At 67.0% G+C, this 22,982-nt stretch carries 22 protein-coding genes and 4 tRNA genes; 17 read left to right on the plus strand and 9 right to left on the minus strand.

The window, feature by feature from the left end; translation table 11 throughout:
* A complete protein-coding gene (gene rpoZ / locus ABL844_RS26460) occupies window positions 1-204 on the plus strand; it encodes a DNA-directed RNA polymerase subunit omega (protein ID WP_007835875.1) in 204 nt (67 codons plus the stop codon).
* A 93-nt stretch (window positions 205-297) separates the two neighbouring features.
* Window positions 298-2,553, plus strand: a complete 2,256-nt coding sequence (locus ABL844_RS26465) for a RelA/SpoT family protein (RefSeq protein ID WP_126025051.1) — start codon at window positions 298-300, stop codon at window positions 2,551-2,553.
* A 23-nt stretch (window positions 2,554-2,576) separates the two neighbouring features.
* Here ABL844_RS26465 and greB read toward each other — a convergent pair whose 3' ends face one another.
* The 5 genes from greB to hrcA all read right to left on the minus strand — a co-directional run bounded on the left by greB (window position 2,577) and on the right by hrcA (window position 4,682).
* Window positions 2,577-3,158, minus strand: a complete 582-nt coding sequence (gene greB, locus ABL844_RS26470) for a transcription elongation factor GreB (protein WP_418129564.1) — start codon at window positions 3,156-3,158, stop codon at window positions 2,577-2,579.
* 55 nt (window positions 3,159-3,213) lie between these two features.
* Window positions 3,214-3,290 (minus strand) — tRNA-Arg (locus ABL844_RS26475).
* A 116-nt stretch (window positions 3,291-3,406) separates the two neighbouring features.
* A tRNA-Arg gene (locus ABL844_RS26480) sits at window positions 3,407-3,483 on the minus strand.
* Window positions 3,484-3,566: 83 nt separating this feature from the next.
* A tRNA-Ile gene (locus ABL844_RS26485) sits at window positions 3,567-3,643 on the minus strand.
* Between the two features lie 31 nt (window positions 3,644-3,674).
* Entirely contained in the window at window positions 3,675-4,682 is a 1,008-nt protein-coding gene (gene hrcA / locus ABL844_RS26490; protein WP_126025053.1) for a heat-inducible transcriptional repressor HrcA, read from the minus strand.
* A 31-nt stretch (window positions 4,683-4,713) separates the two neighbouring features.
* On the opposite strand from hrcA, the gene ABL844_RS26495 reads away from it, so the two are divergent.
* The 3 genes from ABL844_RS26495 (at window position 4,714) to rapZ (ending at window position 8,346) form a co-directional block, all read left to right on the plus strand.
* Window positions 4,714-5,625 carry an NAD kinase gene (locus tag ABL844_RS26495; protein ID WP_126025054.1) on the plus strand — a complete coding sequence of 304 codons (912 nt, stop codon included), beginning with the start codon at window positions 4,714-4,716 and terminating at the stop codon, window positions 5,623-5,625.
* Window positions 5,626-5,788: 163 nt separating this feature from the next.
* Window positions 5,789-7,471: a DNA repair protein RecN gene (gene recN / locus ABL844_RS26500; protein ID WP_418129565.1), complete on the plus strand. Its 1,683-nt coding sequence runs from the start codon at window positions 5,789-5,791 to the stop codon at window positions 7,469-7,471.
* Window positions 7,468-8,346 carry an RNase adapter RapZ gene (gene rapZ, locus ABL844_RS26505; RefSeq protein WP_126025056.1) on the plus strand — a complete coding sequence of 293 codons (879 nt, stop codon included), beginning with the start codon at window positions 7,468-7,470 and terminating at the stop codon, window positions 8,344-8,346. Before recN ends, rapZ begins: the two co-directional genes overlap by 4 nt.
* A 27-nt stretch (window positions 8,347-8,373) precedes the next feature.
* On the opposite strand, the gene mutY is transcribed toward rapZ, so the two are convergent.
* From mutY to mutM, 3 genes are all read right to left on the minus strand, one after another.
* Window positions 8,374-9,405: an A/G-specific adenine glycosylase gene (mutY, locus tag ABL844_RS26510; RefSeq protein WP_184640650.1), complete on the minus strand. Its 1,032-nt coding sequence runs from the start codon at window positions 9,403-9,405 to the stop codon at window positions 8,374-8,376.
* 37 nt (window positions 9,406-9,442) lie between these two features.
* Window positions 9,443-11,404, minus strand: coding sequence for a dynamin family protein (locus ABL844_RS26515; RefSeq protein WP_126025058.1), 1,962 nt, complete (start codon window positions 11,402-11,404; stop codon window positions 9,443-9,445).
* Between the two features lie 101 nt (window positions 11,405-11,505).
* On the minus strand, window positions 11,506-12,318 hold the full coding sequence (gene mutM, locus ABL844_RS26520) for a bifunctional DNA-formamidopyrimidine glycosylase/DNA-(apurinic or apyrimidinic site) lyase (protein WP_126025059.1): 813 nt from the start codon (window positions 12,316-12,318) through the stop codon (window positions 11,506-11,508).
* 82 nt (window positions 12,319-12,400) lie between these two features.
* Between mutM and ABL844_RS26525 the strand changes: the two genes are divergently transcribed.
* The 8 genes from ABL844_RS26525 to ABL844_RS26560 all read left to right on the plus strand — a co-directional run bounded on the left by ABL844_RS26525 (window position 12,401) and on the right by ABL844_RS26560 (window position 18,934).
* On the plus strand, window positions 12,401-14,263 hold the full coding sequence (locus tag ABL844_RS26525) for a tetratricopeptide repeat protein (protein ID WP_418129566.1): 1,863 nt from the start codon (window positions 12,401-12,403) through the stop codon (window positions 14,261-14,263).
* A gap of 1 nt (window position 14,264) precedes the next feature.
* Window positions 14,265-14,792 carry a lipoprotein insertase outer membrane protein LolB gene (locus ABL844_RS26530; protein WP_418117792.1) on the plus strand — a complete coding sequence of 176 codons (528 nt, stop codon included), beginning with the start codon at window positions 14,265-14,267 and terminating at the stop codon, window positions 14,790-14,792.
* Window positions 14,789-15,676, plus strand: a complete 888-nt coding sequence (gene ispE / locus ABL844_RS26535) for a 4-(cytidine 5'-diphospho)-2-C-methyl-D-erythritol kinase (protein WP_418129567.1) — start codon at window positions 14,789-14,791, stop codon at window positions 15,674-15,676. Before ABL844_RS26530 ends, ispE begins: the two co-directional genes overlap by 4 nt.
* A gap of 64 nt (window positions 15,677-15,740) precedes the next feature.
* A tRNA-Gln gene (locus ABL844_RS26540) sits at window positions 15,741-15,817 on the plus strand.
* A 138-nt stretch (window positions 15,818-15,955) separates the two neighbouring features.
* Window positions 15,956-16,930: a ribose-phosphate pyrophosphokinase gene (locus ABL844_RS26545; protein WP_019656422.1), complete on the plus strand. Its 975-nt coding sequence runs from the start codon at window positions 15,956-15,958 to the stop codon at window positions 16,928-16,930.
* A gap of 84 nt (window positions 16,931-17,014) precedes the next feature.
* Window positions 17,015-17,692 (plus strand): 50S ribosomal protein L25/general stress protein Ctc, encoded by a 678-nt coding sequence (locus ABL844_RS26550; RefSeq protein ID WP_126025063.1) that lies wholly within the window; start codon window positions 17,015-17,017, stop codon window positions 17,690-17,692.
* A gap of 87 nt (window positions 17,693-17,779) precedes the next feature.
* Window positions 17,780-18,412, plus strand: a complete 633-nt coding sequence (gene pth / locus ABL844_RS26555; protein ID WP_184640656.1) for an aminoacyl-tRNA hydrolase — start codon at window positions 17,780-17,782, stop codon at window positions 18,410-18,412.
* Between the two features lie 36 nt (window positions 18,413-18,448).
* Window positions 18,449-18,934, plus strand: coding sequence for a hypothetical protein (locus tag ABL844_RS26560; protein WP_418129568.1), 486 nt, complete (start codon window positions 18,449-18,451; stop codon window positions 18,932-18,934).
* On the opposite strand, the gene ABL844_RS26565 is transcribed toward ABL844_RS26560, so the two are convergent.
* Window positions 18,931-19,212 carry a YfhL family 4Fe-4S dicluster ferredoxin gene (locus tag ABL844_RS26565; protein ID WP_126025066.1) on the minus strand — a complete coding sequence of 94 codons (282 nt, stop codon included), beginning with the start codon at window positions 19,210-19,212 and terminating at the stop codon, window positions 18,931-18,933. The two genes, ABL844_RS26560 and ABL844_RS26565, sit on opposite strands and share 4 nt — an antisense overlap.
* Before the next feature lie 104 nt (window positions 19,213-19,316).
* On the opposite strand from ABL844_RS26565, the gene ABL844_RS26570 reads away from it, so the two are divergent.
* Genes ABL844_RS26570 through ABL844_RS26585 form a run of 4 tightly spaced genes read left to right on the plus strand, consistent with a single transcriptional unit; the run spans window position 19,317 to window position 22,964 of the window.
* A complete protein-coding gene (locus ABL844_RS26570) occupies window positions 19,317-20,267 on the plus strand; it encodes an ABC transporter permease (RefSeq protein WP_418129569.1) in 951 nt (316 codons plus the stop codon).
* The gene (locus ABL844_RS26575; protein ID WP_126025525.1) at window positions 20,264-21,139 is read left to right on the plus strand and encodes an ABC transporter permease; all 876 of its coding nucleotides are present in this window, start codon (window positions 20,264-20,266) and stop codon (window positions 21,137-21,139) included. Before ABL844_RS26570 ends, ABL844_RS26575 begins: the two co-directional genes overlap by 4 nt.
* Before the next feature lie 5 nt (window positions 21,140-21,144).
* Window positions 21,145-22,134 (plus strand): ABC transporter ATP-binding protein, encoded by a 990-nt coding sequence (locus tag ABL844_RS26580; RefSeq protein ID WP_418122611.1) that lies wholly within the window; start codon window positions 21,145-21,147, stop codon window positions 22,132-22,134.
* Window positions 22,131-22,964 (plus strand): ATP-binding cassette domain-containing protein, encoded by an 834-nt coding sequence (locus tag ABL844_RS26585; RefSeq protein WP_418129570.1) that lies wholly within the window; start codon window positions 22,131-22,133, stop codon window positions 22,962-22,964. The genes ABL844_RS26580 and ABL844_RS26585 overlap by 4 nt, the downstream gene beginning before the upstream one ends.
* Window positions 22,965-22,982 lie beyond the last annotated feature (18 nt).

Genomic DNA, 22,982 nt, shown 5'->3' on the forward strand with positions numbered 1-22,982 from the left:
ATGGCCCGCATCACCGTCGAAGATTGTCTCGTCAACATTCCGAACCGCTTCCAGCTCGTCCTGGCCGCCACCTACCGTGCGCGCATGCTGAGCCAGGGCCACGCACCCAAGATCGAGAGCAAGAACAAGCCGGCAGTAACCGCCCTGCGCGAGATCGCCGAAGGCAAGATCGGCCTCGAAATGCTCAAGAAGGTGCCGGGCTGATCTGACGCAGCCCTGCAACGAAAAGGCACCGCAAAGCGGTGCTTTTTTTATGTCCGGACGCGTGCACACATCGGTCACGCTAAAGTGGTAGGCATGAGCGCGGTCGCCAAATCTCAGTCCCATGCCCCCAAAGGCACGCCGAAGCCGAGCCCGGCGGCGCTGAACGCGGCCGCAGCGAGCTTCGCCGCACTCACCGCTCGCCTGGACTACCTGAGCCCCGAAGACACCGAACTGGTCCGCCGCGCCTACCGCTTCGCGGACGAGGCGCACCTGGGGCAGCTGCGCAACAGCGGCGAGCCGTACATCACCCACCCGATCGCCGTGGCGGCGCAGTGCGCCGAATGGAAGCTCGACGCGCAGGCACTGATGGCCGCCCTGCTGCACGACGCCATCGAAGACTGCGGTGTCACCAAGCCCGAGCTCATCGAGCGCTTCGGCGCCCCGGTCGCCGAACTGGTCGACGGGCTCACCAAGCTCGACAAGCTGCAGTTCAACACCCGCGAGGAAAACCAGGCCGAGTCCTTCCGCAAGATGCTTCTGGCCATGGCGCGCGACGTGCGCGTCATCCTGGTCAAGCTGGCGGACCGCACGCACAACATGCGCACGCTGGCCGATGCGCCGCGTGAGAAGTGGGGCCGGATCTCGCGCGAAACGCTCGACATCTACGCGCCCATCGCGCACCGACTGGGGCTGAACCAGACCTACCGCGAGCTGCAGGAGCTGTCGTTCCGGCATCTGAAACCGTGGCGTTATGCGACGCTGTCCAAGGCCGTCGCCAAGGCCCGCGGGCGCCGGCGAGACCTGATCCAGAAAGTGCAGAAGGAGGTCGAGGCCGCCTTTTCCGCCGCCGGGATGACGCTGCGGATCGCCGGCCGCGAGAAAACGCTCTATTCCATCTACCGCAAGATGGAAGAAAAGCACCTGAGCTTCGCCCAGGTGACCGACATCTACGGCTTCCGCCTGATCGTGCCGAACGTGATCGCCTGCTACACCGGGCTCGGCATCCTGCACCAGATGTACAAGCCCCTGCCGGGCAAGTTCAAGGACCACATCGCGATCGCCAAGCTCAACGGCTACCAGTCGCTGCACACCACGCTCGTGGGGCCGGCCGGCGTGAGCGTCGAGTTCCAGCTGCGCACCGAGGCCATGCACGTGGTGGCCGAATCGGGCGTGGCCGCCCACTGGCTCTACAAGGCGGCCGAGCCGAATGCGGCCAGCAACGACCGGCTGGGCACCAAGTGGCTGCAGTCGCTGCTCGACATCCAGGACGAGACGCGCGACGCGGCCGAGTTCTGGGACCATGTCAAGGTCGACCTGTTTCCCGACGCGGTCTACGTCTTCACGCCCAAGAGCCAGATCATGGCGCTGCCGCGCGGGGCGACGGTGGTCGATTTCGCCTACGCCATCCACTCCAACATCGGCGACCACACCTCGGCCGCGCGCATCAACGGCGACCAGGTGCCCCTGCGCACCGAGCTCAAGAACGGCGACGTGGTCGAAGTGATCACCGCGCCGGTTTCCACGCCCAATCCGGCCTGGCTGGGCTTCGTGCGCACCGGCCGCGCGCGCTCGAAGATCCGCCACTACCTGAAGACGCTGGCGCATGCCGAGTCCGAAGGGCTGGGTGAAAAGCTGCTCGCTCAGGCGCTGCGCGCCGAGGGGCTGAGCAAGCTGCCCGAGGAAGACGAAGAGCACCAGGCGCTGTGGGAGAAGCTGCTGCGCTTCACCGGCAACCGCACGCGCTCCGAGTTGCTGACCGATATCGGCCTGGGCAAGCGCATTGCAAGCATCGTCGCCAAGCGGCTGGTAGCGATGCTGACCGAACTGGGCGAGCGGCCCGACGCGCTGCTGCTGAGCCGCGAGCGCTTCATCTCGCACGAAACGGTGTCGCAGGGCGCGGTCACGCTGGACGGCAGCGAGAACTCGTCGGTGCGCTTTGCGCTGTGCTGCAGGCCGATTCCCGGCGACTCGATCGTCGGGTATCTCGGCCATGGCGAAGGCCTGGTGGTGCACACGGAAGAATGCGGCGTCGGCCAGCGGCTGCGCCACAAGGACAGCGAACGCTTCTTCGCCGTCGAGTGGGCGGACGAGCCCACGCGTGCGTTCGAGACCGGGGTTGTCATCACCGTGCGCAACGACAAGGGCGTGCTGGCGCGCGTCGCGGCGACGCTGGCCGATGCGGAAGCCGACATCACGCACGTGGAAATGGCCGACGAGACTCCGCAGGATTCGACGGATCTGCGCTTCGTGATCGCGGTGCGCGACCGTGCGCATCTGGATGCGGTGCTGCGGGCGGCGCGGCGCACGGCATCGGTGCTGACCGCTTCCAGGACGATTCCCGCGCCCTGACCCGATGGCCCTGCCGGGCCGGGCTACGAAGCTCCGGCCGGGCGCGGCGCCGGGTAGCTCACGGACAGGATTTCGACATCGTGCGCCCCGCCGGGCGTCACCAGCTTCACGACATCGCCTTCGCGCGACTTCAGCAGGGCCCGGGCGATCGGCGAGATCCAGCTGACCTGCGACTTCGCGCTTTCCGCTTCGTCGATGCCGAGGATCGTCACGCTGCGTTCATCGCCGGTCTCGTCGGCATAGAGGACGGTGGCGCCGAAGAAGACCTGATCGCGGCCATGGTGCACCGACGGATCGGTGACCTCCGCGATTTCGAGCCGCTTGGTGAGGAAGCGGATGCGCCGGTCGATCTCGCGCAGGCGCTTCTTGCCGTAGAGGTAGTCGCCGTTCTCCGAGCGGTCGCCGTTCTTGGCGGCCCAATGGACGGTCTCGACGATCTTCGGGCGCTCCTCGTCCATCAGTTGCAGCAGTTCGTCGCGCAGGCGCGCGTAGCCTTCGGGGGTGATGTAGTTCTTGCCGCCCGCAGGAAGCGGAGGCGAGGCACCGCCGGCGCCGTCGTCGTCGTCTGCGTCGGAATCCGTTTCCTTGGTGAATGCCTTGTTCACGCCAAACCTCCAAAAGAAAAAAGCCCGCAACTCGCGTTGCGGGCTTTCTTTATAGTGGTGCGGCTGGCAGGAATCGAACCCACGACCCCTTGGTTCGTAGCCAAGTACTCTATCCAGCTGAGCTACAGCCGCACAGCTTGCGATTATAGCCCGCTTTAATGGCCATTCCCGAACTATTCGGGTTAATTGGAGCGAAAGACTGAAAAAGAAAAATGCCCGGAAGACGAATCTTCCGGGCATTTTCAAGATGGTGCGGCTGGCAGGAATCGAACCCACGACCCCTTGGTTCGTAGCCAAGTACTCTATCCAGCTGAGCTACAGCCGCGAAGCTTTCGATTATAGCCTGATTTTTGGCTGCTCCCCGAAAGCATGGCAAGACGTTGCAATATCGAATCGCCGAAGGGAGGGTGGTAGGCCGTGCTGGGCTTGAACCAGCGACCAACGGATTATGAGTCCGCTGCTCTAACCAACTGAGCTAACGGCCCACGCGGCACGATTCTATTCGCGCAACCGGGCCTACTTGCGATGGCTCAGCGCATTGGTCACCAAGCGCGACGTGATGTCGACGATCTGGATCATGCGCTCATACGGCATGCGAGTCGGTCCGATTACGCCGAGCGTACCCACGACTTCCCCGTCGACCTCGTAGTTGGCGCTGACGATGGAGAGCTCCTCGAACGGCACCACCTGGCTCTCGCCGCCAATGAAGATGCGCACGCCCTCGGCCTTGCTGGATACGTCGAGCAGCCGCATCAGCTGGGCCTTCTGCTCGAAGAGTTCGAAGGCGCGGCGCAGTTGCCCCATGTCGCTGGAGAAATCGCTCACCGCCAGCAGGTTGCGCTCACCGGAAATGACGACGTCGTCCTCCTGCGCCTCGGTCAGCACTTCCGAGCTGACCTGCACTGCCGCCTGCATCAGGGTGGCGATCTCGCCGCGCAGCTTTTCTATCTCGGACTGCAGCCGGTCGCGCACCTGCTCGATGGTCAGCCCCGCATAGTTCGCGTTGATGTAGTTCGAGGCCTCGACCAGCTGCGACTGCGAGTAGTCGGCCTCCGGAAAGATCACCCTGTTCTGCACGTCGCCGTCGGGCGAGACGATGATCACCAGCAGTCGCTTCTCCGACAGCCGCAGGAACTCGATCTGCTTGAACACCGACGCACGCCGCGGCGCCATCACCACGCCCACGAACTGCGACATGTTCGACAGCAGGTGCGCCGCATTGGCGATCACCTTCTGCGGCTGGTCGGGCGCGAGGCTGGGCGCGGTCATCTGCTCGCGCTGTGCCGTAAGCATGGTGTCGACGAAGAGGCGATAGCCGCGGTGCGTGGGAATGCGTCCGGCCGAGGTGTGCGGGCTGGCGATCAGCCCCAGCGCCTCCAGGTCGGACATGACGTTGCGGATGGTCGCCGGCGACAGATCGAGCCCCGAGGAGCGCGACAGCGTACGCGACCCGACGGGCTGCCCATCGGCTATGTAGCGCTCGACGAGCGTCTTGAGCAGCAACTTGGCACGGTCGTCCAGCATTGCAAGATTTTAGTGTTGTAATTTGTGAGATATGACCTCACGCTTTCGTCACGTCGCCCTGATCGGCAAATACCAGGCTTCCGGCGCCCGGGCGCAGGCGGATGCGCGCGACAGCGTCATGGAAGGCATCGGAGCCTTTCTGGAATCGCAGGGTTGCACGGTCTATGTCGAGCGGCCGACGTGCGAGGAAGCCGATGCCGGCGCCCCCGCCCATCCGCGCTACGCCGCCCTCACCGTCGAGGAAATCGGCCAGCGCTGCGACCTCGGCCTGGTGGTCGGCGGCGACGGCACCATGCTGGGCATCGGCCGGCAGCTCGCGAGCTACGGCATTCCGCTGATCGGCATCAACCGCGGCCGGCTGGGCTTCATCACCGACATCCCGCTCGACAACTACCAGGCCACGCTGATTCCGATGCTGGCCGGCGAGTACGAGGAAGACCACCGCAGCCTGATGCAGGCCAAGGTCGTGCGCGACGGCGCCTCGGTGTTCGATGCCTTCGCCATGAACGACGTGGTCGTCAACCGCGGCGCCACCTCCGGAATGGTCGAGCTGCGCGTGTCGGTGGGCCGCCATTTCGTGGCCAACCAGCGCGCCGACGGCCTGATCATCGCCACGCCGACGGGCTCGACCGCCTACGCGCTATCGGCCGGCGGCCCGCTGCTGCACCCCGCGGTCCCGGGCTGGGTGCTGGTACCGATCGCGCCGCACACGCTTTCCAACCGGCCCGTGCTGCTGCCCGATGCCGACGAGATCGTCATCGAGCTGGTCGGCGGGCGCGACGCCAGCGCCAATTTCGATATGCAGTCGCTCGCCTCGCTCGCCATCGGCGACCGCGTGGTGGTGCGCCGCTCCGATTTCCGCGTGCGCTTCCTGCACCCGCGCGGCTGGAGCTATTTCGACACGCTGCGCAAGAAACTTCATTGGAACGAGGGAGGCTCCTGAATGAAGCACCCCCCCAGGCTGCGCGCACTTCGTGTCGCTTCGCCAACCCTCTTGCAGGGGGCAACACCGGCGGCCCGGCAAAGCCGGTTCCGCGGTGTTTCACAGCTCGAACCCTACAAATTCGCACAACGCCCCCTGCCCGGAACCTGGAGGAACAACTGAGATGGCATTGCGACGCATCGCACTGCGCGACTTCGTGATCGTGCGATCACTCGAACTCGACCTGTCCGGCGGCTTCACCGTGCTGACCGGTGAAACAGGCGCGGGCAAATCCATCCTGATCGACGCGCTGCAACTGGCGCTAGGCAACCGGGCCGATGCCGGCGCGGTGCGCGAAGGCGCCGAGCGCCTGGACGTGAGCGCCGAATTCGACGCCGACCCGGCCCTGGACAGCTGGCTCGACGAAGGCGGCTTCGAGCGCGGTGACGCACTGCTGCTGCGCCGCACCGTCGACCTGCAGGGCCGCAGCCGAGGCTGGATCAACGGCAGCCCCGCCACCGCCACGCAACTGCGCGAACTGGGTGATCGCCTGCTCGACATCCACGGCCAGCACGCCTGGCAGAGCCTGACGCGGCCCGAGGCGGTGCGCGGCCTGCTCGACGCCTACGCGGGCGCGCGCACCGACGCGCTGGACGCCGCATGGCAGGCCTGGCGGCAGGCGCTCTCTACGCTCGAACACGCCCGCTCGGCGCAGGACTCGCTGCAGCGCGAACGCGAGCGGCTGCAATGGCAGATTTCCGAAGTCGCCAAGCTCGCGCCGGGCGTCGACGAGTGGGAAGAACTGTCGACCAACCACTCGCGCATCTCCAACGCGCAGGCGCTGATCGACGCGGCCCAGGGCGCCAGCCAGGCGCTGGAAGACGACGACAACGGCGCCCTCTCCGCGCTGCAGCGCGCGGCCACGCTGCTGCAGAACTGCGAGCACATCGAGCCCGAGTTCCGCGCGCTGGGCGAAGTGCTCGCCTCGTGCGTGGCCCAGGCCTCCGACGCCGCTCACACGCTGCACGGCTACCTGCGCGATGCCGACACCGATCCGCAGAGCCTCGCCGAGCTCGACGAGCGCATGGGCCTGTGGATGTCGCTCGCGCGCCGCTACAAGCGCCCGCCGGCCGAGCTGCCGGCGCTGCTGGCCGGCTGGCAGGCCGAGTTGCAGGCGCTCGACGCGCAAAGCGATCTCGAAGGCCTGGAGCGTACCGAAGAGGCCGCGCAGCAGGCCTACATGAAGGAAGCCAAGGCGCTGGGCAAGATCCGCAAGCAGGCGGCACCCCGCCTCTCGCAGGCCGTCACCGACGCGATGCAGGGCCTGGGCATGCAGGGCGGGCGCTTCGAGGTCGAGCTGCAGCCGCTCGCGCAGCCGGGCCGCGCCGGCCTCGAAGAGGTGGCCTTCCTCGTGGCGGGCCACACCGGCAGCACGCCGCGCGCCATCGGCAAGGTGGCTTCGGGCGGCGAGCTTTCGCGCATCGCGCTGGCCATTGCGGTCACCACCAGCCAGCTCGGCGCGGCGCAGACGCTGATCTTCGACGAGGTCGATTCCGGCGTGGGCGGCGCGGTCGCCGAGACCGTCGGCCGACTGATGAAGCAACTCGGCCGCGACCGCCAGGTGCTCGCCGTGACCCACCTGCCGCAGGTGGCAGCCTGCGCCGACCATCACCTGGTGGTGGCCAAGCGCCAGACAGCGGCCACCGGCGGCGACGGACCGCGCACCGAGAGCGGCGTATCTCGCCTCGACGACGACAACCGCGCTAGGGAAATCGCCCGCATGCTGGGCGGCGAAAAAGTCTCGCAGACCTCGCTCGCGCACGCGCGCGAGATGCTCGGCCACAAGACCTCGGCGACGGTGCAATGAGCCTCGACCTCGTGCTCATCACGGGCATGTCGGGCTCCGGCAAGTCGGTCGCCCTGCATGCGCTGGAAGACGCGGGCTACTACTGCGTCGACAACCTGCCGCCCGAGCTGCTGACCTCGTTCATCGCGCTGCAGCACGAGCAGCAGGCCACGCGCGTGGCGATTGCCATGGACGTGCGCAGCGGCGTCTCGCTGCCCATCGTTCCGCAGCAGCTCGAGGCGCTGCGCCGCGACGGCGGCATCTCGCTGCGCTCGCTTTTCCTCGACGCGACCACCGATGCGCTGCTGCGCCGCTATTCCGAAACCCGCCGCCGCCATCCGCTCTCGCGCCAGGAAGGCCGCACCGACGTGCCCGAGCAGCACCGGGTGTTGACCCAGGCCATCGAGCTCGAACGCGAACTGCTGGCCGACCTGCGCGACGGCGCCGACGTGATCGACACCAGCCTGATCCGGCCGGCGCAGCTGCAGAGCTACATCAAGTCGCTGATCTCCGCGCCGCAGACGCCGCTCACGCTGGTGTTCGAATCCTTCGCCTTCAAGCGCGGCGTGCCGCTGGATGCCGACTACGTATTCGACGTGCGCATGCTGCCCAACCCGCACTACGTGCCCGCGCTGCGCCCGCTCACCGGCCGCGACGAGCCGGTGATCGAATGGCTGCGCGAGCACGACGACGTGGCGCGCATGTACGACGACATCGAGCAGTTCCTGGCGCACTGGCTCGACGCACTGGCGCGCGACCATCGCAGCTACGTGACGGTGGCCATCGGGTGCACCGGCGGGCAGCACCGCTCGGTGTTCCTGGTCGAGCAACTGGCGCGTTCGTTCGGCGCGCGCTGGGGTGCGCTGAAGCGGCACCGCGAACTCGACGCGGGCTGACCAGCAAGGGGCGGGTTGGCTGGCTGGCTAAGCCTCGCCGCCTTCCAGCAGCTTGCGCATCGGAGCCGGCAGGCCCAGCCGGCTCCATTCATCAGCTTCGAACCAGCGCGCAGCCTCGCCCTGTGGCTGGCCGCCGTCGATCCGCACCGGGTGCAGGTGCAGGTCCTTGTGGGTCAGCACGTGCACGAAGGCCGGCAAGTCATGCACTCCGCGCCTTGCGGCCGGCAAGGCAGCAAGAAGTTCTTCGCGGCTGTCGAATACCGGCAGGCAGTAGAGCCCGGCCCAGATGCCCTTCGCCGGCCGCTTCTCCAGCCAGACGCGCCCTTGCTCATCGCGCGCCAGCAGCACCCACAGCGACTGCGCGCTGCGCTTGAGCTTGCGCGTCTTGACCGGGTAGCGCTCGGGCGCGCCTTCACGAAGGGCGACGCAGTTCTGCTGCACCGGGCAGATCATGCAGCTTGGCTTGCGCGGCAGGCAGACCGTGGCGCCCATGTCCATCACGCCCTGCGTGTAGGACGCGATGGCTTCCCTGTCATTCGCAGGCGGGAGCAGTTGCGTCGCCAGATCCCACAGCGCGCGCTCCTGCGCCGCCGAGGACATGTCGCCCGCGAAGCCGAGCACCCGCGTGAGCACGCGCTTGACGTTGCCGTCGAGGATCGCCACTCGCTCGCCGAAGCAGAAGGCCGCGATGGCCGCCGAGGTGGAGCGCCCGATGCCCGGCAGCGTGACCAGTTCTGCAGCCGTGCGCGGAAACTCCCCGCCGAATCGCGCGACGACTTCCTGCGCGCAGCGGTGCATGTTGCGCGCGCGGCTGTAGTAGCCCAGCCCGCTCCACAGGCCGAACACCTCGTCCTCGGTGCCCGCGGCGAGAGCCTTCACGTCGGGAAAGCGTTCGAGAAAGCGCGCGAAATAACCGAGCACCGTCGACACCTGCGTCTGCTGCAGCATCACTTCCGACAGCCACACGCGATACGGGTCGCGCGTGTTCTGCCACGGCAGCTGGCTGCGCCCGTGGCTGCGCTGCCAGCTCACGATCTGCGCTGCGAAATCCGGAGGCAATGGCTGGGTCGCGGTCGCCGCCGTGGAGGCGGTTTTCTCAGGCCGCACGCAGCTCGCCGATGGTGGCCGCGGGCTGCGGCTTTCCGTGCTGCGCGATCAGCGAAGTGAACTCGCGCAGCTGCACATGGAGTTCGGTGAGGTTGCTCTCCTGCGCGGCCAGCTCGACCAGCCGCTCGTCGAGGCTGCCCGCCGCGCTCTGGATGCGCTCGATCGCCTCGATGCGCTTGCTGAAGTTGCGGCGGCGCTCCTTGAGCTGCGCATCGATCTGCGCGCTCGCGCCCTTGCTCCAGCGCTCGACCTCGGTCATGGCCGCCTCGTTCACCAGCCGCAGCCGGCTGGCGAGCGCGCGCACCAGCTTGTCGCAGAAATCGGCCTGCGCGAGCTTCAGCAGGTTGCCCACGCCCAGGTAGTGGATGTGGCTGCGCTCGATCTGCGCGAGCTCCTGCTCGAAGCCGGTGAGGTCGGGCTCGGCCGGCGCCTGCAGGGTGAAGCCCTGCTCGGCGTTGAGCTGGCGGAAGGTGGCGTGCAGCATCGACTGGATCTCGGCCGTGGTCGCCTGCACCTCGCGCAGGTTGTTGCGCAGCGAGTCGAAGGTCTCGGCGTACACCTTGCGCACGTTGAACTTGACGCCGGGGCGCTTGAGCGCGGCCGACAGCTTCACCATGTCGGCCTTCAGCGCGGTGCGCCCGAGCACGGCGTAAACCTCGCGCAGCAGCTTGCCCTGCACCGATCGCAGCGCCAGGATGCGCGTGTTGCTGCCCTCGAACTCGGCATGTTCCTGGTCGATGCGCGCACGCATGTGGCGGATCACCGAAACGTTCTTGCCGCGCAGGCCCTGCAGTTCGAGCGCCTGCTCCGCCAGGTCGCGCTGGCGCACCTTCAGGATGCGCTCGGCCTCGGCGCGCAGCGCGGTCATGCCCGCATCGACCGCGAGCCGCAGCATGGTTTCGCGCTTGCCCAGAACGCCTTCGGCCAGCAGCGTTTCGAGCGCCGGCAGGCGGCTGGCCTGCAGCAGCTGGCCGTCGTGCTGGATCTTGGCCTGCAGGCCCTTCTGCGCGGACACGGGCAGCACCTGCGCCAGCGGCACCTCGAGCAGACGGGCCGCGCCTTCGCGCTGGCGCTCGATCTGCTGCTCGATCTGCGCGGGCGTGCTGAGCGTGTCCCACATGGTGTCGATCTTGTTGAGCACCACGAAGCGCGTGTCGTTGCTTTCGTCCTCGGTGATCAGGTGCTCGCGCCAGATGGAAAGGTCGGAGCGGGTAACGCCGGTTTCGGCGCCGAGGATGAAGACCACCGCGTGCGCCTGCGGGATCAGGCTCACTGTCAGTTCGGGTTCGGCGCCGATCGCGTTCAGGCCCGGCGTGTCCAGAATGACCAGCCCCTGCTCCAGCAGCGGATGCGGCATGTTCAACACCGCATGGCGCCAGCGCGGGATCTCGACGCGGCCTTCGGCGTCCTGCACCGGGTTGTCGTCGGGCGTCTCGTCGTTCCAGAAGCCCAGCGTGCGGGCTTCGTCCTTGCTCACCCAGCGCACCTCGGCCACCTTGCCCATGGCCTGCGCCAGGTGCTCGGCGTTGCCCACGTCGATGGCGATCTCGGTCCAGCGCGTGGGCTTGTCGCGCCAGTGGGCCAGCGAATGGGGCTCCAGCCGGGTCTCGATGGGCAGCAGCCGCAGCTTGGGCGCGATCGCGGCGTCGTAGCCCAGCTCGGTCGGGCACATCGTGGTGCGGCCGGCGCTGGCGGGCATGATGCGCCGCCCGTAGCCGGCGAAGAAGATGGCGTTGATCAGCTCCGACTTGCCGCGCGAGAACTCGGCCACGAAGGCGACCATGACCTTGCTGGTGCGGATCTGCGTTTCCAGCCCGCGCAGGCGCTCCGCCACCGCCTGGTCGAGCAGCTCGTTCTCGGTCAGCCAGCGGGACAGCCACTGCAGCCGGTGGGCGAAGTTGCTCCGCCATGCACCGTGCTGATCGAGTTGTTGATTGAAGGAGCGGCTCAAGGGGAATGTGTAAGAAACAATTTACAAATATACATCGGCGGACATGCCACCGTCGTTTCTGGATTGTTTCTATTTTTCTGTTCCATCGCGCGAGCCCGCGCCTACTTCTGGCAATTGGGGCAGTAATAGGTGGAGCGCTGCCCCTGCCGCAGCAGCCGAATCGGCGTTGCACAAACCCGACAGGGCTCGCCCGCGCGGCCATAGACGGTCGCCTCGAGCTGGAAGTAGCCGTTCTGCCCGTCGATGTTGGAGAAATCTCGCAGCGTGCTGCCGCCCTTCTCCACCGCCCGCGCCAGGATCTCGCGCACCGCCGCGTGCAGCCTTGCCGCCCGCGGGCGGCTGATGCGAGCCGCCGACAGCGTCGGCCGGATGCCCGCCTGGAACAGCGCCTCCGACGCGTAGATGTTGCCGACGCCCACGACCACGTCGCCCGCCAGCAGCACCTGCTTGACCGCCGTCTTCCGCTTTTTCAGGCCGGCATGGAAGGCGTCGAGGTCGAAGCCTTCGTCGAGCGGCTCCATGCCCAGTCCACCCAACAGCTTGATGGCCCATGGAGCGGATTCGTCTTCCACGTAAACAACAGCACCGAAGCGGCGCGGGTCGTTGAGCCTCAGCGTGCCCCGGTCGGTAACAAGATCGAAGTGATCGTGCGGTCCGGGCGGCGGCAGCGCGGCATCGAAGCGCAGGCTGCCCGACATGCCCAGATGCAGCAGCAGGATGCCGCGATCGAGATCGATCAGCAGGTACTTGCCGCGCCGGCGCACCTGGCGCACCTGCCGGCCGACCAGCGCCTCGGGCAGCACCATCAGCGCCCATCGCAGCGGCTTGCCGATGCGCACCGACTCGATGCGGCCGCCCGCGATGCGGTCCGCAAACCCTCGGCGGGTGACTTCGACTTCGGGTAGCTCGGGCATGAAAGGTAAATCTTCGGCAAACGCCCGCGGCGGCGAAGCCCCACGGCGATGCTCGTACAAAAGGCTGGATTATTATGGTTGCATGAACCTTTCGCCCCGCCGACACCGCCTTGCGGCGGCCGCGTCTCTCGCCTTGATGGCTTGCGCCGTCAATGCGCAATCTTCCGATCCCGCAGCCCCTTTCAGCCCCACACCTGTCATCGAACGGCCGGCGCAGACGAGGCCCATAGTCAGGCCGCGACCGGCCGCAGCCAAGGAAGCAGCCGAACCCGCGCCGCTGCAGTCCGCGCTGACGGCCGACCTGTTCTACGAGATCCTGATGGGCGAAATGACCGCCCGTTCCGGCGACCCCGGCTCCGGCTATGCGCTCGTGCTCGATGCGGCCCGCCGGCTGCGCGACGGCAAGCTGTTCCAGCGTGCGGTCGAGATCGCGCTGCAGTCGCGCTCCGGCGACGCGGCGCTCGCCGCGGCACGTGCCTGGCAGGAAACCCTGCCGAATTCGCGCGACGCGCGCCGCATCGAGTTGCAGATCCTGATCGCGCTGAACCGCATCAGCGAAACCGTCGAGCCTCTGCGCGCCGAGGTGGCGGCCACCTCGCAGATCGAGCGCCCGCTGCTGATGGCCGTGATCGCGCGCAACTACTCGCGCGCATCGGACAAGAAGCTGGCCGCCGCGGTGGTCGAGCAGGCGCTGGTCGACGAGCTGAAGAGCCCCACCACCGGCGGGCTTGCCTGGGCCACGGTCGGCCGGCTGCGCCTGAACGCGGGCGATGCCTCGGGCGCGCTGGAAGCCGCGCGCAAGGGCCAGGAGATCGACCCGGCCTCCGAAGCCCCCGCCGCGCTGGCGCTCGAGATGATCGACCCGGGCCAGCCGCTGGCCGAGCCGATCGTCACGCGCTTCCTGAACAGCAACCCGAAGGCCTCGGCCGAGCTGCGCGTGGCCTACGCCCGCGTGCTGGTCGAGAACCGCCGCTACAGCGACGCCTCCGCGCAGCTGCAGACGCTGACCACCTCGCGCCCCGAACTCGCCGAGCCCTGGCTGCTGCTGGGCAGCCTGCAGATGCAGGCGCGGCAGGACGCCGCGGCCGAAGCCTCGATCAAGCGTTTCATCGAGCTGTCGGGCAATCCGAAGAGCGGCGCCGGCAACAAGGATGCCGACGACGCCACCGACCGCAAGCGCGGCATCTCGCAGGCCTACTTCGCGCTGTCGCAGCTGGCCGAGCGGCGCAAGGACTATGCGGCCGCCGAACGCTGGCTCTCGCGCATCGACGGCGCCGACGAGCTGGTGGCCGCCCAGACCCGCCGCGCGACGCTGCTGGCGCGCCAGGGCAAGCTGCCGCAGGCACGCGAGATCATCCGGGGCCTGCCCGAGCGCACGGCCGACGACAAGAAGCAGAAGTTCCTCGCCGAAGTGCAGCTGCTGCGCGACGCGAAGCAGTACCAGGCGGCCTACGACATGCTCGCCCAGGCTTCGGCGGCATCGCCGGACGACGGCGACCTCGTCTACGACCAGGCCATGGTCGCCGAGAAGCTCAACCGTCTCGACGACATGGAGCGCCTGCTGCGCCGCCTCATCGAACTCAAGCCCGAGAACCAGAACGCATACAACGCGCTGGGCTACTCGCTGGCCGATCGCAAGATCAGGCTCGAGGAGGCACGCACGCTGATCCAGAAGGCAGTGCAGCTGGCGCCGGAAGACCCGTTCATCGCCGACAGCCTGGGCTGGGTCGAGTTCCGGCTGGGCAACACGGCGGAGGCCATCCGCATCCTCGAGGCGGCCTACAAGACGCGGCCCGACCCCGAGATCGGCGCGCACTTCGGCGAAGTCCTGTGGACCTCCGGCCAGAAGGACCGCGCGGTCACGATCTGGAAGGAAGCCCTGCTGAGCGACGCCGAGAACGAAACGCTGCAGGAAACGCTCAAGCGCCTGCGAGTGAAGCCCTGACATGGCGCAGGCAGAGGCATTCGCGCCGGTGCAGGGCGGCCGTCGCGCTTTTCTCGCGGCCGGCGGGGCAGCAGCCTTGCTGGCGACCGGTTGCGCGCAGCTGTCCGGCGGTTCGTCGGCACCGAAGCCGACGGACAGCTGGAGCGGACGCATGTCGCTGCGCATCGAGAGCGAGCCGGTGCAGACCTTCGCGGCACTGTTCGAACTTCGCGGCTCGGCCGAGGCGGGCGACCTGACGCTCACGACACCCATCGGCAGCACCCTGGCCCAGTTGCATTGGGCGCCGGGCGAAGCGCTGCTGAAGGACGGCAACCGGACACGCCGGTTCGACTCGGTCGATGAGCTCATCGAGGCGGCCACCGGCGCGGCCATTCCGGTCGGAGCTCTTTTCGGCTGGCTGGCGGGTCGCAACGAACCCGTGCCCGGCTGGAAGCCCGATCTCGCGCAGCTCGGCAGCGGACGGCTGCAGGCGGTGCGCGAGTCGCCGAGTCCGAGGGCCGATCTGCGCATCGTGTTCGAGCGGTCATGAAGGCGATCTACGACCTCCCCGCGCCGGCCAAGCTCAATCTCTTTCTCCACATCACCGGCAGGCGCGACGACGGGTATCACCTGTTGCAGTCGGTGTTCATGCTGATCGACTGGTGCGACACGCTGCACGTCGAACTGCGGCGCGATGGCCAGCTCAGCCGGGAGGATCTGACGACGGAGCTGCCGGCGGACGACCTGATCCTGCGTGCCGCGCGTGCGCTGCAGCCCTTCGCCGCGCCAGGCCAGGGTGCGCACATCGGCGTCGCCAAGCATGTGCCGGCGCAGGCGGGGATGGGTGGTGGCTCGTCGGATGCCGCCACCTGCCTGCTCGCGCTGAACTGCCTGTGGGGCCTGAACCTGCCGTTGTCGCGGCTGGCCCACATTGGCCTGAAGCTGGGCGCCGACGTGCCTTTCTTCCTCGGCGGGCGCAACGCGTGGGTGGAAGGCATCGGGGAGGAAATCACACCGGTTACACTCCCTTCCGCACGCTTCGTGGTGGTCAAACCACCCGAAGGACTCGATACCCGATTAATTTTTTCGGATTCGAACCTTCAACGTGCCACGCCTGTTGCTATAATCTCAGGCTTTGCTGCAGACAGCGAATCGTCGGAAGCGACAAACTTGGGAAACCGGGTTTTCGAGTTCGGCCACAACGACCTGCAGCCGGTTGCCCAGCGACTTTGTCCCGCGGTCACCGACGCCATCGAATGGCTCGGTACCCAAGGATTGAAGGCACGGATGACCGGCTCCGGAAGCTCGGTGTTCGCGAAGCTGCCGCAATCGCCGCAAGAAGCGGAACTGCTCGAGGCCCCCGAAGGCTGGCAGGTTCGTCAATGCAGCAATCTGGAAGTTCATCCACTCTGGGGATGGGCAACCGGAAGATAATCGGATCGTTCGTTCGGTTCGATGCGACATATATCGGTTGATGGCGAAAGCCGTCGACCCGTGTAGGGGAGTCGCCAAGCTGGTTAAGGCACTGGATTTTGATTCCAGCATGCAAAGGTTCGAATCCTTTCTCCCCTGCCAAATCTTCACGACTGCGGCCCGAGGGCCGCAGTCTTCATTTGCAGCCCACCCGCTGCAATAATCGGCGGCTCACCGGCCGCCATGCATACGAACCTTTTGGCGGCTTCCTAAGCCCACTTGCACTGCCGGGACGCGCTCATGCAGGCTAATCACCCTGATTTCATGGTTTTCACCGGCAATGCCAATCCGGGCCTTGCCGCAGAAATCGCGCACAACCTCGGCACCTCGCTGGGCGCTGCCCGCGTCGGCCGCTTCTCCGACGGCGAAGTCACTGTCGAGATCAACCAGAACGTCCGCGCACGCGACGTGTTCGTGGTGCAGTCGACCTGCGCTCCGACGAACGAAAACCTGATGGAACTGCTGATCATGGTCGACGCGCTCAAGCGCGCTTCGGCCGAACGCATCAGCGCCGTGATCCCCTACTTCGGCTATGCCCGCCAGGACCGCCGCCCGCGCTCGAGCCGCGTGCCGATCTCGGCCAAGGTGGTGGCCAACCTGCTGGAAACCGTCGGCGTCGAGCGCGTGCTCACCATGGACCTGCACGCCGACCAGATCCAGGGCTTCTTCGACATTCCCGTCGACAACATCTATGCCTCGCCGGTGCTGCTGGGCGACCTGCGCGCCAAGAACTACGAAGACCTGATCGTGGTCTCGCCGGACGTCGGCGGCGTGGTTCGCGCCCGCGCGCTGGCCAAGCAGCTGAACTGCGACCTCGCCATCATCGACAAGCGCCGCCCGAAGGCCAACGTCAGCGAAGTCATGAACGTGATCGGCGAGATCGACGGCCGCAACTGCGTGATCATGGACGACATGATCGACACCGCCGGCACGCTGGTCAAAGCGGCGGAGGTGCTCAAGGAGCGTGGCGCCAAGAGCGTGTACGCCTACTGCACGCACCCGATCTTCTCGGGCCCGGCCATCGAGCGCATCACCAAGGGCTCGGCCCTCGACGAAGTGGTCGTGACCAACACCATCCCCCTCTCCGACGGCGCCAATGCCTGCGGAAAGATCCGCCAGCTCTCCGTGGCACCGCTGATCGCCGAAACGATCCAGCGCATTGCCAAGGGCGAGTCGGTGATGAGTTTGTTCTCGGATCAGGACAACCTGTTCTGACCTGGGCAAAGAGCGGGCTTCACCCCTGAAGCCTTTTTGAACCGGAGTCGCACTGGTCGCGGTGGACTCTTACAGGAGCTAGTTATGAAATTCGTCGCTTTTGAGCGCGCAAAGCAGGGCACGGGTGCGAGCCGCCGTCTCCGCATCACGGGCAAGACCCCCGGCATCGTCTACGGCGGTGGCGCCGAGCCCCAACTGATCGAGCTCGATCACAACGCACTGTGGCACGCCCTGAAGAAGGAAGCCTTCCACTCCAGCGTTCTCGAGATGGAACTGGGCGGCAACGTCAGCAAGGTTCTGCTGCGTGACGTGCAATACCACCCCTTCCGCCAGCTGGTGCAGCACATCGACTTCCAGCGCGTGGACGCCAAGACCCGCATGACCCTGAAGGTGCCCGTGCACTTCAAGGGCGAGGAAGAGTCCGACGCCGTCAAGCTCGACCACAACCTGGTCAACCACGTCACGACCGAACTGGAAGTGAACTGCCTGCCGACCGACCTGCCCGAGTTCATCGAAGTCGACCTGTCGGGCCTGAAGAAGAACGGCACCGTCACGCTGAAGGACATCAAGCTGCCCCGCGGCGTGAAGTGGGTCAGCCACGGCAAGGCCAACCCGGTGCTGGCTTCGGCCGTGACCCCGGCTGCCGAAGAAGAAGCTCCCGCCGAAGGCGCAGCAGCTGCCGACGCAGCAGCCGCTCCGGCAGGCAAGGGTGGCAAGGCCGCGGCCAAGACGCCCGCTGCCAAGGCACCCGCCAAGAAGTAATCCGCTTCTTCGCACTCGTTGCTTCCCGATGAAGGCCCGCCTCGTGCGGGCCTTTTTGCTTTTACGGCGACCGGATAATCCACGACCATGATCAAGCTGTTTGTCGGCCTCGGAAACCCGGGCCCCGAGTACGAAGCCACGCGGCACAACGCCGGCTTCTGGTGGATCGACGCCCTCGCGCGCGAATGGAAGCTCAACCTCGTGCCCGAGCGCAGCTACCACGGCCTCGCCGCGCGCACGAGCATCGGCGGCCAGAGCATCTGGCTGCTGGAGCCGCAGACCTTCATGAACCTGTCGGGCAAGTCGGTGGCCGCCTTGGCGCGCTTCTTCAAGATCGCGCCGGAAGAAATCCTCGTGGTGCACGACGAGCTCGACGTGGTCCCTGGCCAGGTCAAGCTCAAGTTCGGCGGCAGCCATGCCGGCCACAACGGACTGCGCGACATCCACGCGCAACTGGGCACCGGCGACTACTGGCGGCTGCGCCTGGGCATTGGCCACCCCGGCGTGAAGTCGGAGGTCGTCAACTGGGTGCTCAAGAAGCCACTCAAGGAACAGCGCGAAGCGATCGAGGACGCCATCACCCGCACGCTGCACGCGATTCCCGCGCTGGTGGCGGGCGAGATGGAAAAGGCGACCCTGGTCATTCACACGAGCAAACCGCCCCGGCCCAAGCCGCCGCGGAGGGAGCCCGGCGAAGGGGGCACGCCTGCCGCCACCTAGCCGGCCATTGAAGTGCAGGAGGGAGAGAAATAAAAAATGAGCGAAAAAAAAGAGAAGAACGGAAAGACGGTTTCGAAAACCGCAATCGCTATCTTTTCAATAGCAGCCGGCATCTGCTCCGCAGGCGCCGCCGCCCAAGGGGCGAACACCTGGCGCTGCGGCAACACATATTCCGACCAGCCCTGTGAAGGCGGCAGGACGGTGAAGGTGGACGACCGCCGCAGCGACGAAGACCGCCGCGCCGCCGATGCCGGCACCCGCAGCGCCCAGACCCAGGCCGACCGCATGGAGCGCAACCGCCTGTCGCTGGAAAAGGCCGCTCATGACCGCGACCAGCGCGCCGCGCGGGAGGCAAGAAGCGCGGCCCTGGCGGAAAGGCGGCTCGCCATGGCCGAGCAGAGGGAGCGCGACCGCGCTCGCAAGGAGGCCAATGCGCCCCGCAAATCGAGCCTGAGCTTCAGCAGCGGCCCAGGCGCCGACGCACCGGAGCGCAAGAAGAAGAAACGGAAATCGGCCGATTAAGCGCCGGACGAAGCTGCCGCTGCAGTCACCTTGATCGCCGTGAGACGCTGGTATTTCTGCATCAGCGTCTCGCGGCTTTCCACATGCTCGGGGTTCACGGGAATACAGGCCACGGGGCAGATCTGCACGCACTGCGGCTCATCGAAATGGCCCACGCACTCGGTGCACTTGTGCGGATCGATCTCGTAGAACGCCTCGCCCATGTAGATCGCGTCGTTCGGGCACTCGGGCTCGCAGACATCGCAATTGATGCATTCGTCGGTGATCATGAGGGCCATGGCCCCGATTATCGCGGCTCGGGCCGGGCCGGCAGCCGGTGAATGACAAAGGCCACATTCGCGGCACATTTGTTGCGGGAGTCAGTTATGCTGCGCCCCGCCCCATGAGTCTGTTCCTAGTCAAGCGCCTCGCCACGCTGATCGGCACCCTGATCGGCGCCTCGGTCATCGTCTTCCTCGTGCTCGAGATCCTGCCCGGCAACGCCGCGCAGATGCTCATGGGCCCCGACGCCTCCCCCGAGGCCGTGGCCGCCCTGGCCACCAAGCTCGGCCTCGACCAGCCCGCCTGGACGCGCTACTGGCACTGGATCGGCGGCCTGCTCACCGGCAACCTCGGCGACAGCTACGCCTACAGCTCGCCCGTGCTCGACCTCATCCTCGAACGCCTCGCGTTGACGGTGCCCCTGGCCGTGCTCGCCATGGCGCTCACCGTCGTGATCGCCCTGCTCGTGGGCGTGACCGCCGCGGCCCGCCACAACAAGCTCGGCGACGTCGGCCTCATGGGCATGGCCCAGGTCGGCATAGCCATTCCGAACTTCTGGTTCGCCATCCTGCTCATCCTGGTGTTCTCGGTGCAGCTGCAGTGGTTCTCCGCCGGCGGCTTCGAGGGATGGGGCGAAGGGATCTTCGCGGGGATCAAGTCGTTGCTTCTGCCTGCGCTTTCGCTGGCAGTTGTTCAGGCGGCGATCCTCGCACGCATCACGCGCTCCGCAGTGCTGGAAGTGATGCGCGAGGACTTCGTTCGCACGGCGCGCGCCAAGGGCGTGTCGCAGCGCATGGTGCTTTGGACTCATGTGCTGCGCAACGCGATGATCCCCGTCATCACGGTCATGGGCATGCAGTTCTCCGAACTGCTGGCCGGCACCATCGTGGTGGAGAACGTGTTCTATCTTCCCGGGCTGGGCCGGCTGATCTTCCAGGCCATCAGCAACCGCGACCTGATCGTGGTGCGCAACTGCGTGATGCTGCTGGCGGCCATGGTGGTCATCGTGAACTTCGTCGTCGACGTGCTCTATGCCGTCATCGACCCGCGCATCAAGGCCAGCGACATATGAGCACAGCAGCAGTTCCCAACGCCGCCGCGCTCAAGGTGCCGGGCTTCTGGCGCCGCGCATTGCATCACCGCAGCTTCGTCATCGGCGGCACGCTCACGCTGCTCCTGCTGCTGGCCGCGGCCGTCTCGCTGGTGTGGACGCCATGGTCGCCCTACGAGATGGACATGGCCAGCAAGCTGAAGCCGCCGACGGGTTCGCACTGGCTGGGCACCGACACCTACGGACGCGACGTGGCCTCGTTGCTGCTCGTGGGCGCGCGCGCGTCCATCCTCGTGGGCGTGATCGCGGTCGGCATCGGCCTCGTGGTCGGCACCGCGCTGGGCCTGCTCGCGGCAGCGAAGCGCGGCTGGGTGGAAGAAGCCATCATGCGGCTTACCGACTTCTCGCTGGCTTTCCCCGCAATCCTCTCGGCCATCATGATGACGGCCGTGTTCGGCGCGGGCATCGTCAACGCGATCATCGCGATCGGCATCTACAACATCCCGACCTTCGCGCGCATCACGCGCGCATCGGCCAACGCCATCTGGTCGCGCGAATACGTGGCCGCCGCACGCGCCTGCGGCAAGGGCAGCTTCGCGATCACCATGCAGCACGTGCTGCCGAACATCTCGGCGGTGCTGATCGTGCAGATCACCATCCGCTTCGCCATCGCGATCCTGGCCGAGGCCGCCCTCTCCTATCTCGGACTCGGCACGCAGCCGCCGCAGCCTTCTTGGGGCCGCATGCTCAGCGAAGCGCAGACGATGATGTTCCAGGCGCCTCTGCTCGCGGTGTTCCCCGGCATGGCCATCGCCTTCGCGGTGCTGGGCCTGAACCTGCTCGGCGACGGCCTGCGCGACCTGCTCGATCCGCGCCTGGCGAGAGCAAGGTAAGCAAGATGCCCCTGCTCGAAGTCAAGGACCTCCACATCGGCCTGCAGACGCAACGCGGCCCCGCGGAGGCGGTGCGCGGCATCGGTTTCTCGCTGGAACGCGGCGAAACCCTGGGCATCGTCGGCGAATCGGGCTGCGGCAAGTCGATCACGGTGATGTCGCTCATGGGCCTGCTGCCCTCCACCGCGAAGGTCGGCGGCAGCATCCGCTTCGACGGCACCGAGCTCGTCGGGTTGCCCGAGAAGCGGATGTGCGAGATCCGCGGCAACCGCATCGGCATGATCTTCCAGGAGCCGATGACGGCGCTGAATCCGGTGCACACCATCGCGCGCCAGGTCGGCGAGCCGCTGCGGCTGCATCGCGGGCTCTCGAAGGCCGACGCGCGCAAGGAAGTGCTCGCGCTGCTGGAGCGCGTGGGCATTCCGGATGCGGCTTCGCGCCTCGACGCGTATCCGCACCAGTTCTCCGGCGGGCAGCGGCAGCGCATCGGTATCGCCATGGCGCTCGCGTGCGGGCCCGACCTGCTGATCGCCGACGAGCCCACCACCGCGCTCGACGTGACCATCCAGAAGCAGATCCTCGAGTTGATCAAGAGCCTCGTGGCCGAGCGCGGCATGGCGCTGATCCTGATCTCGCACGACCTCGGCGTGATCGCGCAGACGGTCTCGAAAATGCTCGTGATGTATGGCGGCAGCGTGGTCGAGAGCGGGCCGACCGAAGCCGTGTTCGCCCGGCGCGCCCACCCGTACACGCAAGGCCTGTTCGCCGCGCGCCCCGTCATCGGCGCGCCGCGCGGCGTGCGGCTGGCCACCATCAAGGGCAGCGTGCCCGAGCTGGTCGACCTGCCCAAGGGCTGCCCCTTCGCGGGACGGTGCAGCTACACCGTCGACGCCTGCATGACCACGCGGCCGCCGGCCACGATGCTGCCGCAGGACCATGCGGTGCGCTGCATCCGCCTCGAAGAGATCGCCGCTGAAGGAGCCATCGCACCATGAGCGCGACCGCCGCCGATTCTTCGCCGCTGCTGCGGGTCACCGACCTCGTCCGCCACTACGCGCTGCCGCGCGAGAAGCTCTTCGGCCCGCCGCCGACCGTGAAGGCGCTCAACGGCGTGAGCTTCGAAGTGCAGGCCGGCCAAAGCGTGGGTATCGTCGGCGAATCGGGCTCGGGCAAGTCGACCATCGCGCGTCTCGTGATGGCGCTCGATGCACCCACTTCCGGCACCGTTTCCCTCGAAGGCCGCAATCTGCACGCGCTCTCCAAGGAAGAGCTGCGCGTGGCGCGCCGCGACTTCCAGATGGTGTTCCAGGACCCGTACGGCTCGCTCGATCCGCGCCAGACGGTGGCACGCATAGTCGCCGAGCCACTCGAAGCGCTCGCGGCCACCACCCGCGCCGAGCAGCGCGAACGCGCCGCCGAGACCCTGGCCGCCGTGGGCCTGCGCACTACCGACATGGACAAGTACCCGCACGAGTTCTCGGGTGGGCAGCGCCAGCGCATCGCCATCGCACGCGCCCTCATCACGCGCCCCAAGCTCATCGTGGCCGACGAACCCGTGAGCGCGCTCGACGTGTCGGTGCAGGCGCAGGTGCTCAACCTCATGCAGGACCTTCAGCAGCAGTTCGGCATCAGCTACCTGCTCATCAGCCATGACCTCGCGGTAGTCAACCACCTCTGCGACAACGTGTGCGTGGTCTTCAAGGGCCGCATCGTGGAGCAGGGAGCGCCTGCCGAACTCTTCCAGCACGCGCAGCACGAATACACGCGCACGCTGCTCGACGCCGTGCCGCGCACGCCTGCCGGCGGCACGCTGCTGCCCGGCTGACATCGAAGCGTCGTCCCG

It is taken from the genome of Variovorax sp. 278MFTsu5.1 (assembly GCF_048305045.1).
GTDB lineage: Bacteria > Pseudomonadota > Gammaproteobacteria > Burkholderiales > Burkholderiaceae_C > Variovorax > Variovorax guangxiensis.

Coding starts and splice junctions, on each gene's coding strand:
- ABL844_RS26545 (WP_019656422.1), top strand. CDS start 15,956: ATGCAGGCTAATCACCCTGATTTCATGGTTTTCACCGGCAATGCCAAT.
- ABL844_RS26580 (WP_418122611.1), top strand. CDS start 21,145: ATGCCCCTGCTCGAAGTCAAGGACCTCCACATCGGCCTGCAGACGCAA.
- mutM (WP_126025059.1), bottom strand. CDS start 12,318: ATGCCCGAGCTACCCGAAGTCGAAGTCACCCGCCGAGGGTTTGCGGAC.
- hrcA (WP_126025053.1), bottom strand. CDS start 4,682: ATGCTGGACGACCGTGCCAAGTTGCTGCTCAAGACGCTCGTCGAGCGC.
- ABL844_RS26525 (WP_418129566.1), top strand. CDS start 12,401: ATGAACCTTTCGCCCCGCCGACACCGCCTTGCGGCGGCCGCGTCTCTC.
- ABL844_RS26465 (WP_126025051.1), top strand. CDS start 298: ATGAGCGCGGTCGCCAAATCTCAGTCCCATGCCCCCAAAGGCACGCCG.
- ABL844_RS26570 (WP_418129569.1), top strand. CDS start 19,317: ATGAGTCTGTTCCTAGTCAAGCGCCTCGCCACGCTGATCGGCACCCTG.
- ABL844_RS26550 (WP_126025063.1), top strand. CDS start 17,015: ATGAAATTCGTCGCTTTTGAGCGCGCAAAGCAGGGCACGGGTGCGAGC.
- rpoZ (WP_007835875.1), top strand. CDS start 1: ATGGCCCGCATCACCGTCGAAGATTGTCTCGTCAACATTCCGAACCGC.
- recN (WP_418129565.1), top strand. CDS start 5,789: ATGGCATTGCGACGCATCGCACTGCGCGACTTCGTGATCGTGCGATCA.
- ispE (WP_418129567.1), top strand. CDS start 14,789: ATGAAGGCGATCTACGACCTCCCCGCGCCGGCCAAGCTCAATCTCTTT.
- ABL844_RS26585 (WP_418129570.1), top strand. CDS start 22,131: ATGAGCGCGACCGCCGCCGATTCTTCGCCGCTGCTGCGGGTCACCGAC.
- ABL844_RS26575 (WP_126025525.1), top strand. CDS start 20,264: ATGAGCACAGCAGCAGTTCCCAACGCCGCCGCGCTCAAGGTGCCGGGC.
- ABL844_RS26495 (WP_126025054.1), top strand. CDS start 4,714: ATGACCTCACGCTTTCGTCACGTCGCCCTGATCGGCAAATACCAGGCT.
- ABL844_RS26530 (WP_418117792.1), top strand. CDS start 14,265: ATGGCGCAGGCAGAGGCATTCGCGCCGGTGCAGGGCGGCCGTCGCGCT.
- ABL844_RS26560 (WP_418129568.1), top strand. CDS start 18,449: ATGAGCGAAAAAAAAGAGAAGAACGGAAAGACGGTTTCGAAAACCGCA.
- rapZ (WP_126025056.1), top strand. CDS start 7,468: ATGAGCCTCGACCTCGTGCTCATCACGGGCATGTCGGGCTCCGGCAAG.
- ABL844_RS26565 (WP_126025066.1), bottom strand. CDS start 19,212: ATGGCCCTCATGATCACCGACGAATGCATCAATTGCGATGTCTGCGAG.
- pth (WP_184640656.1), top strand. CDS start 17,780: ATGATCAAGCTGTTTGTCGGCCTCGGAAACCCGGGCCCCGAGTACGAA.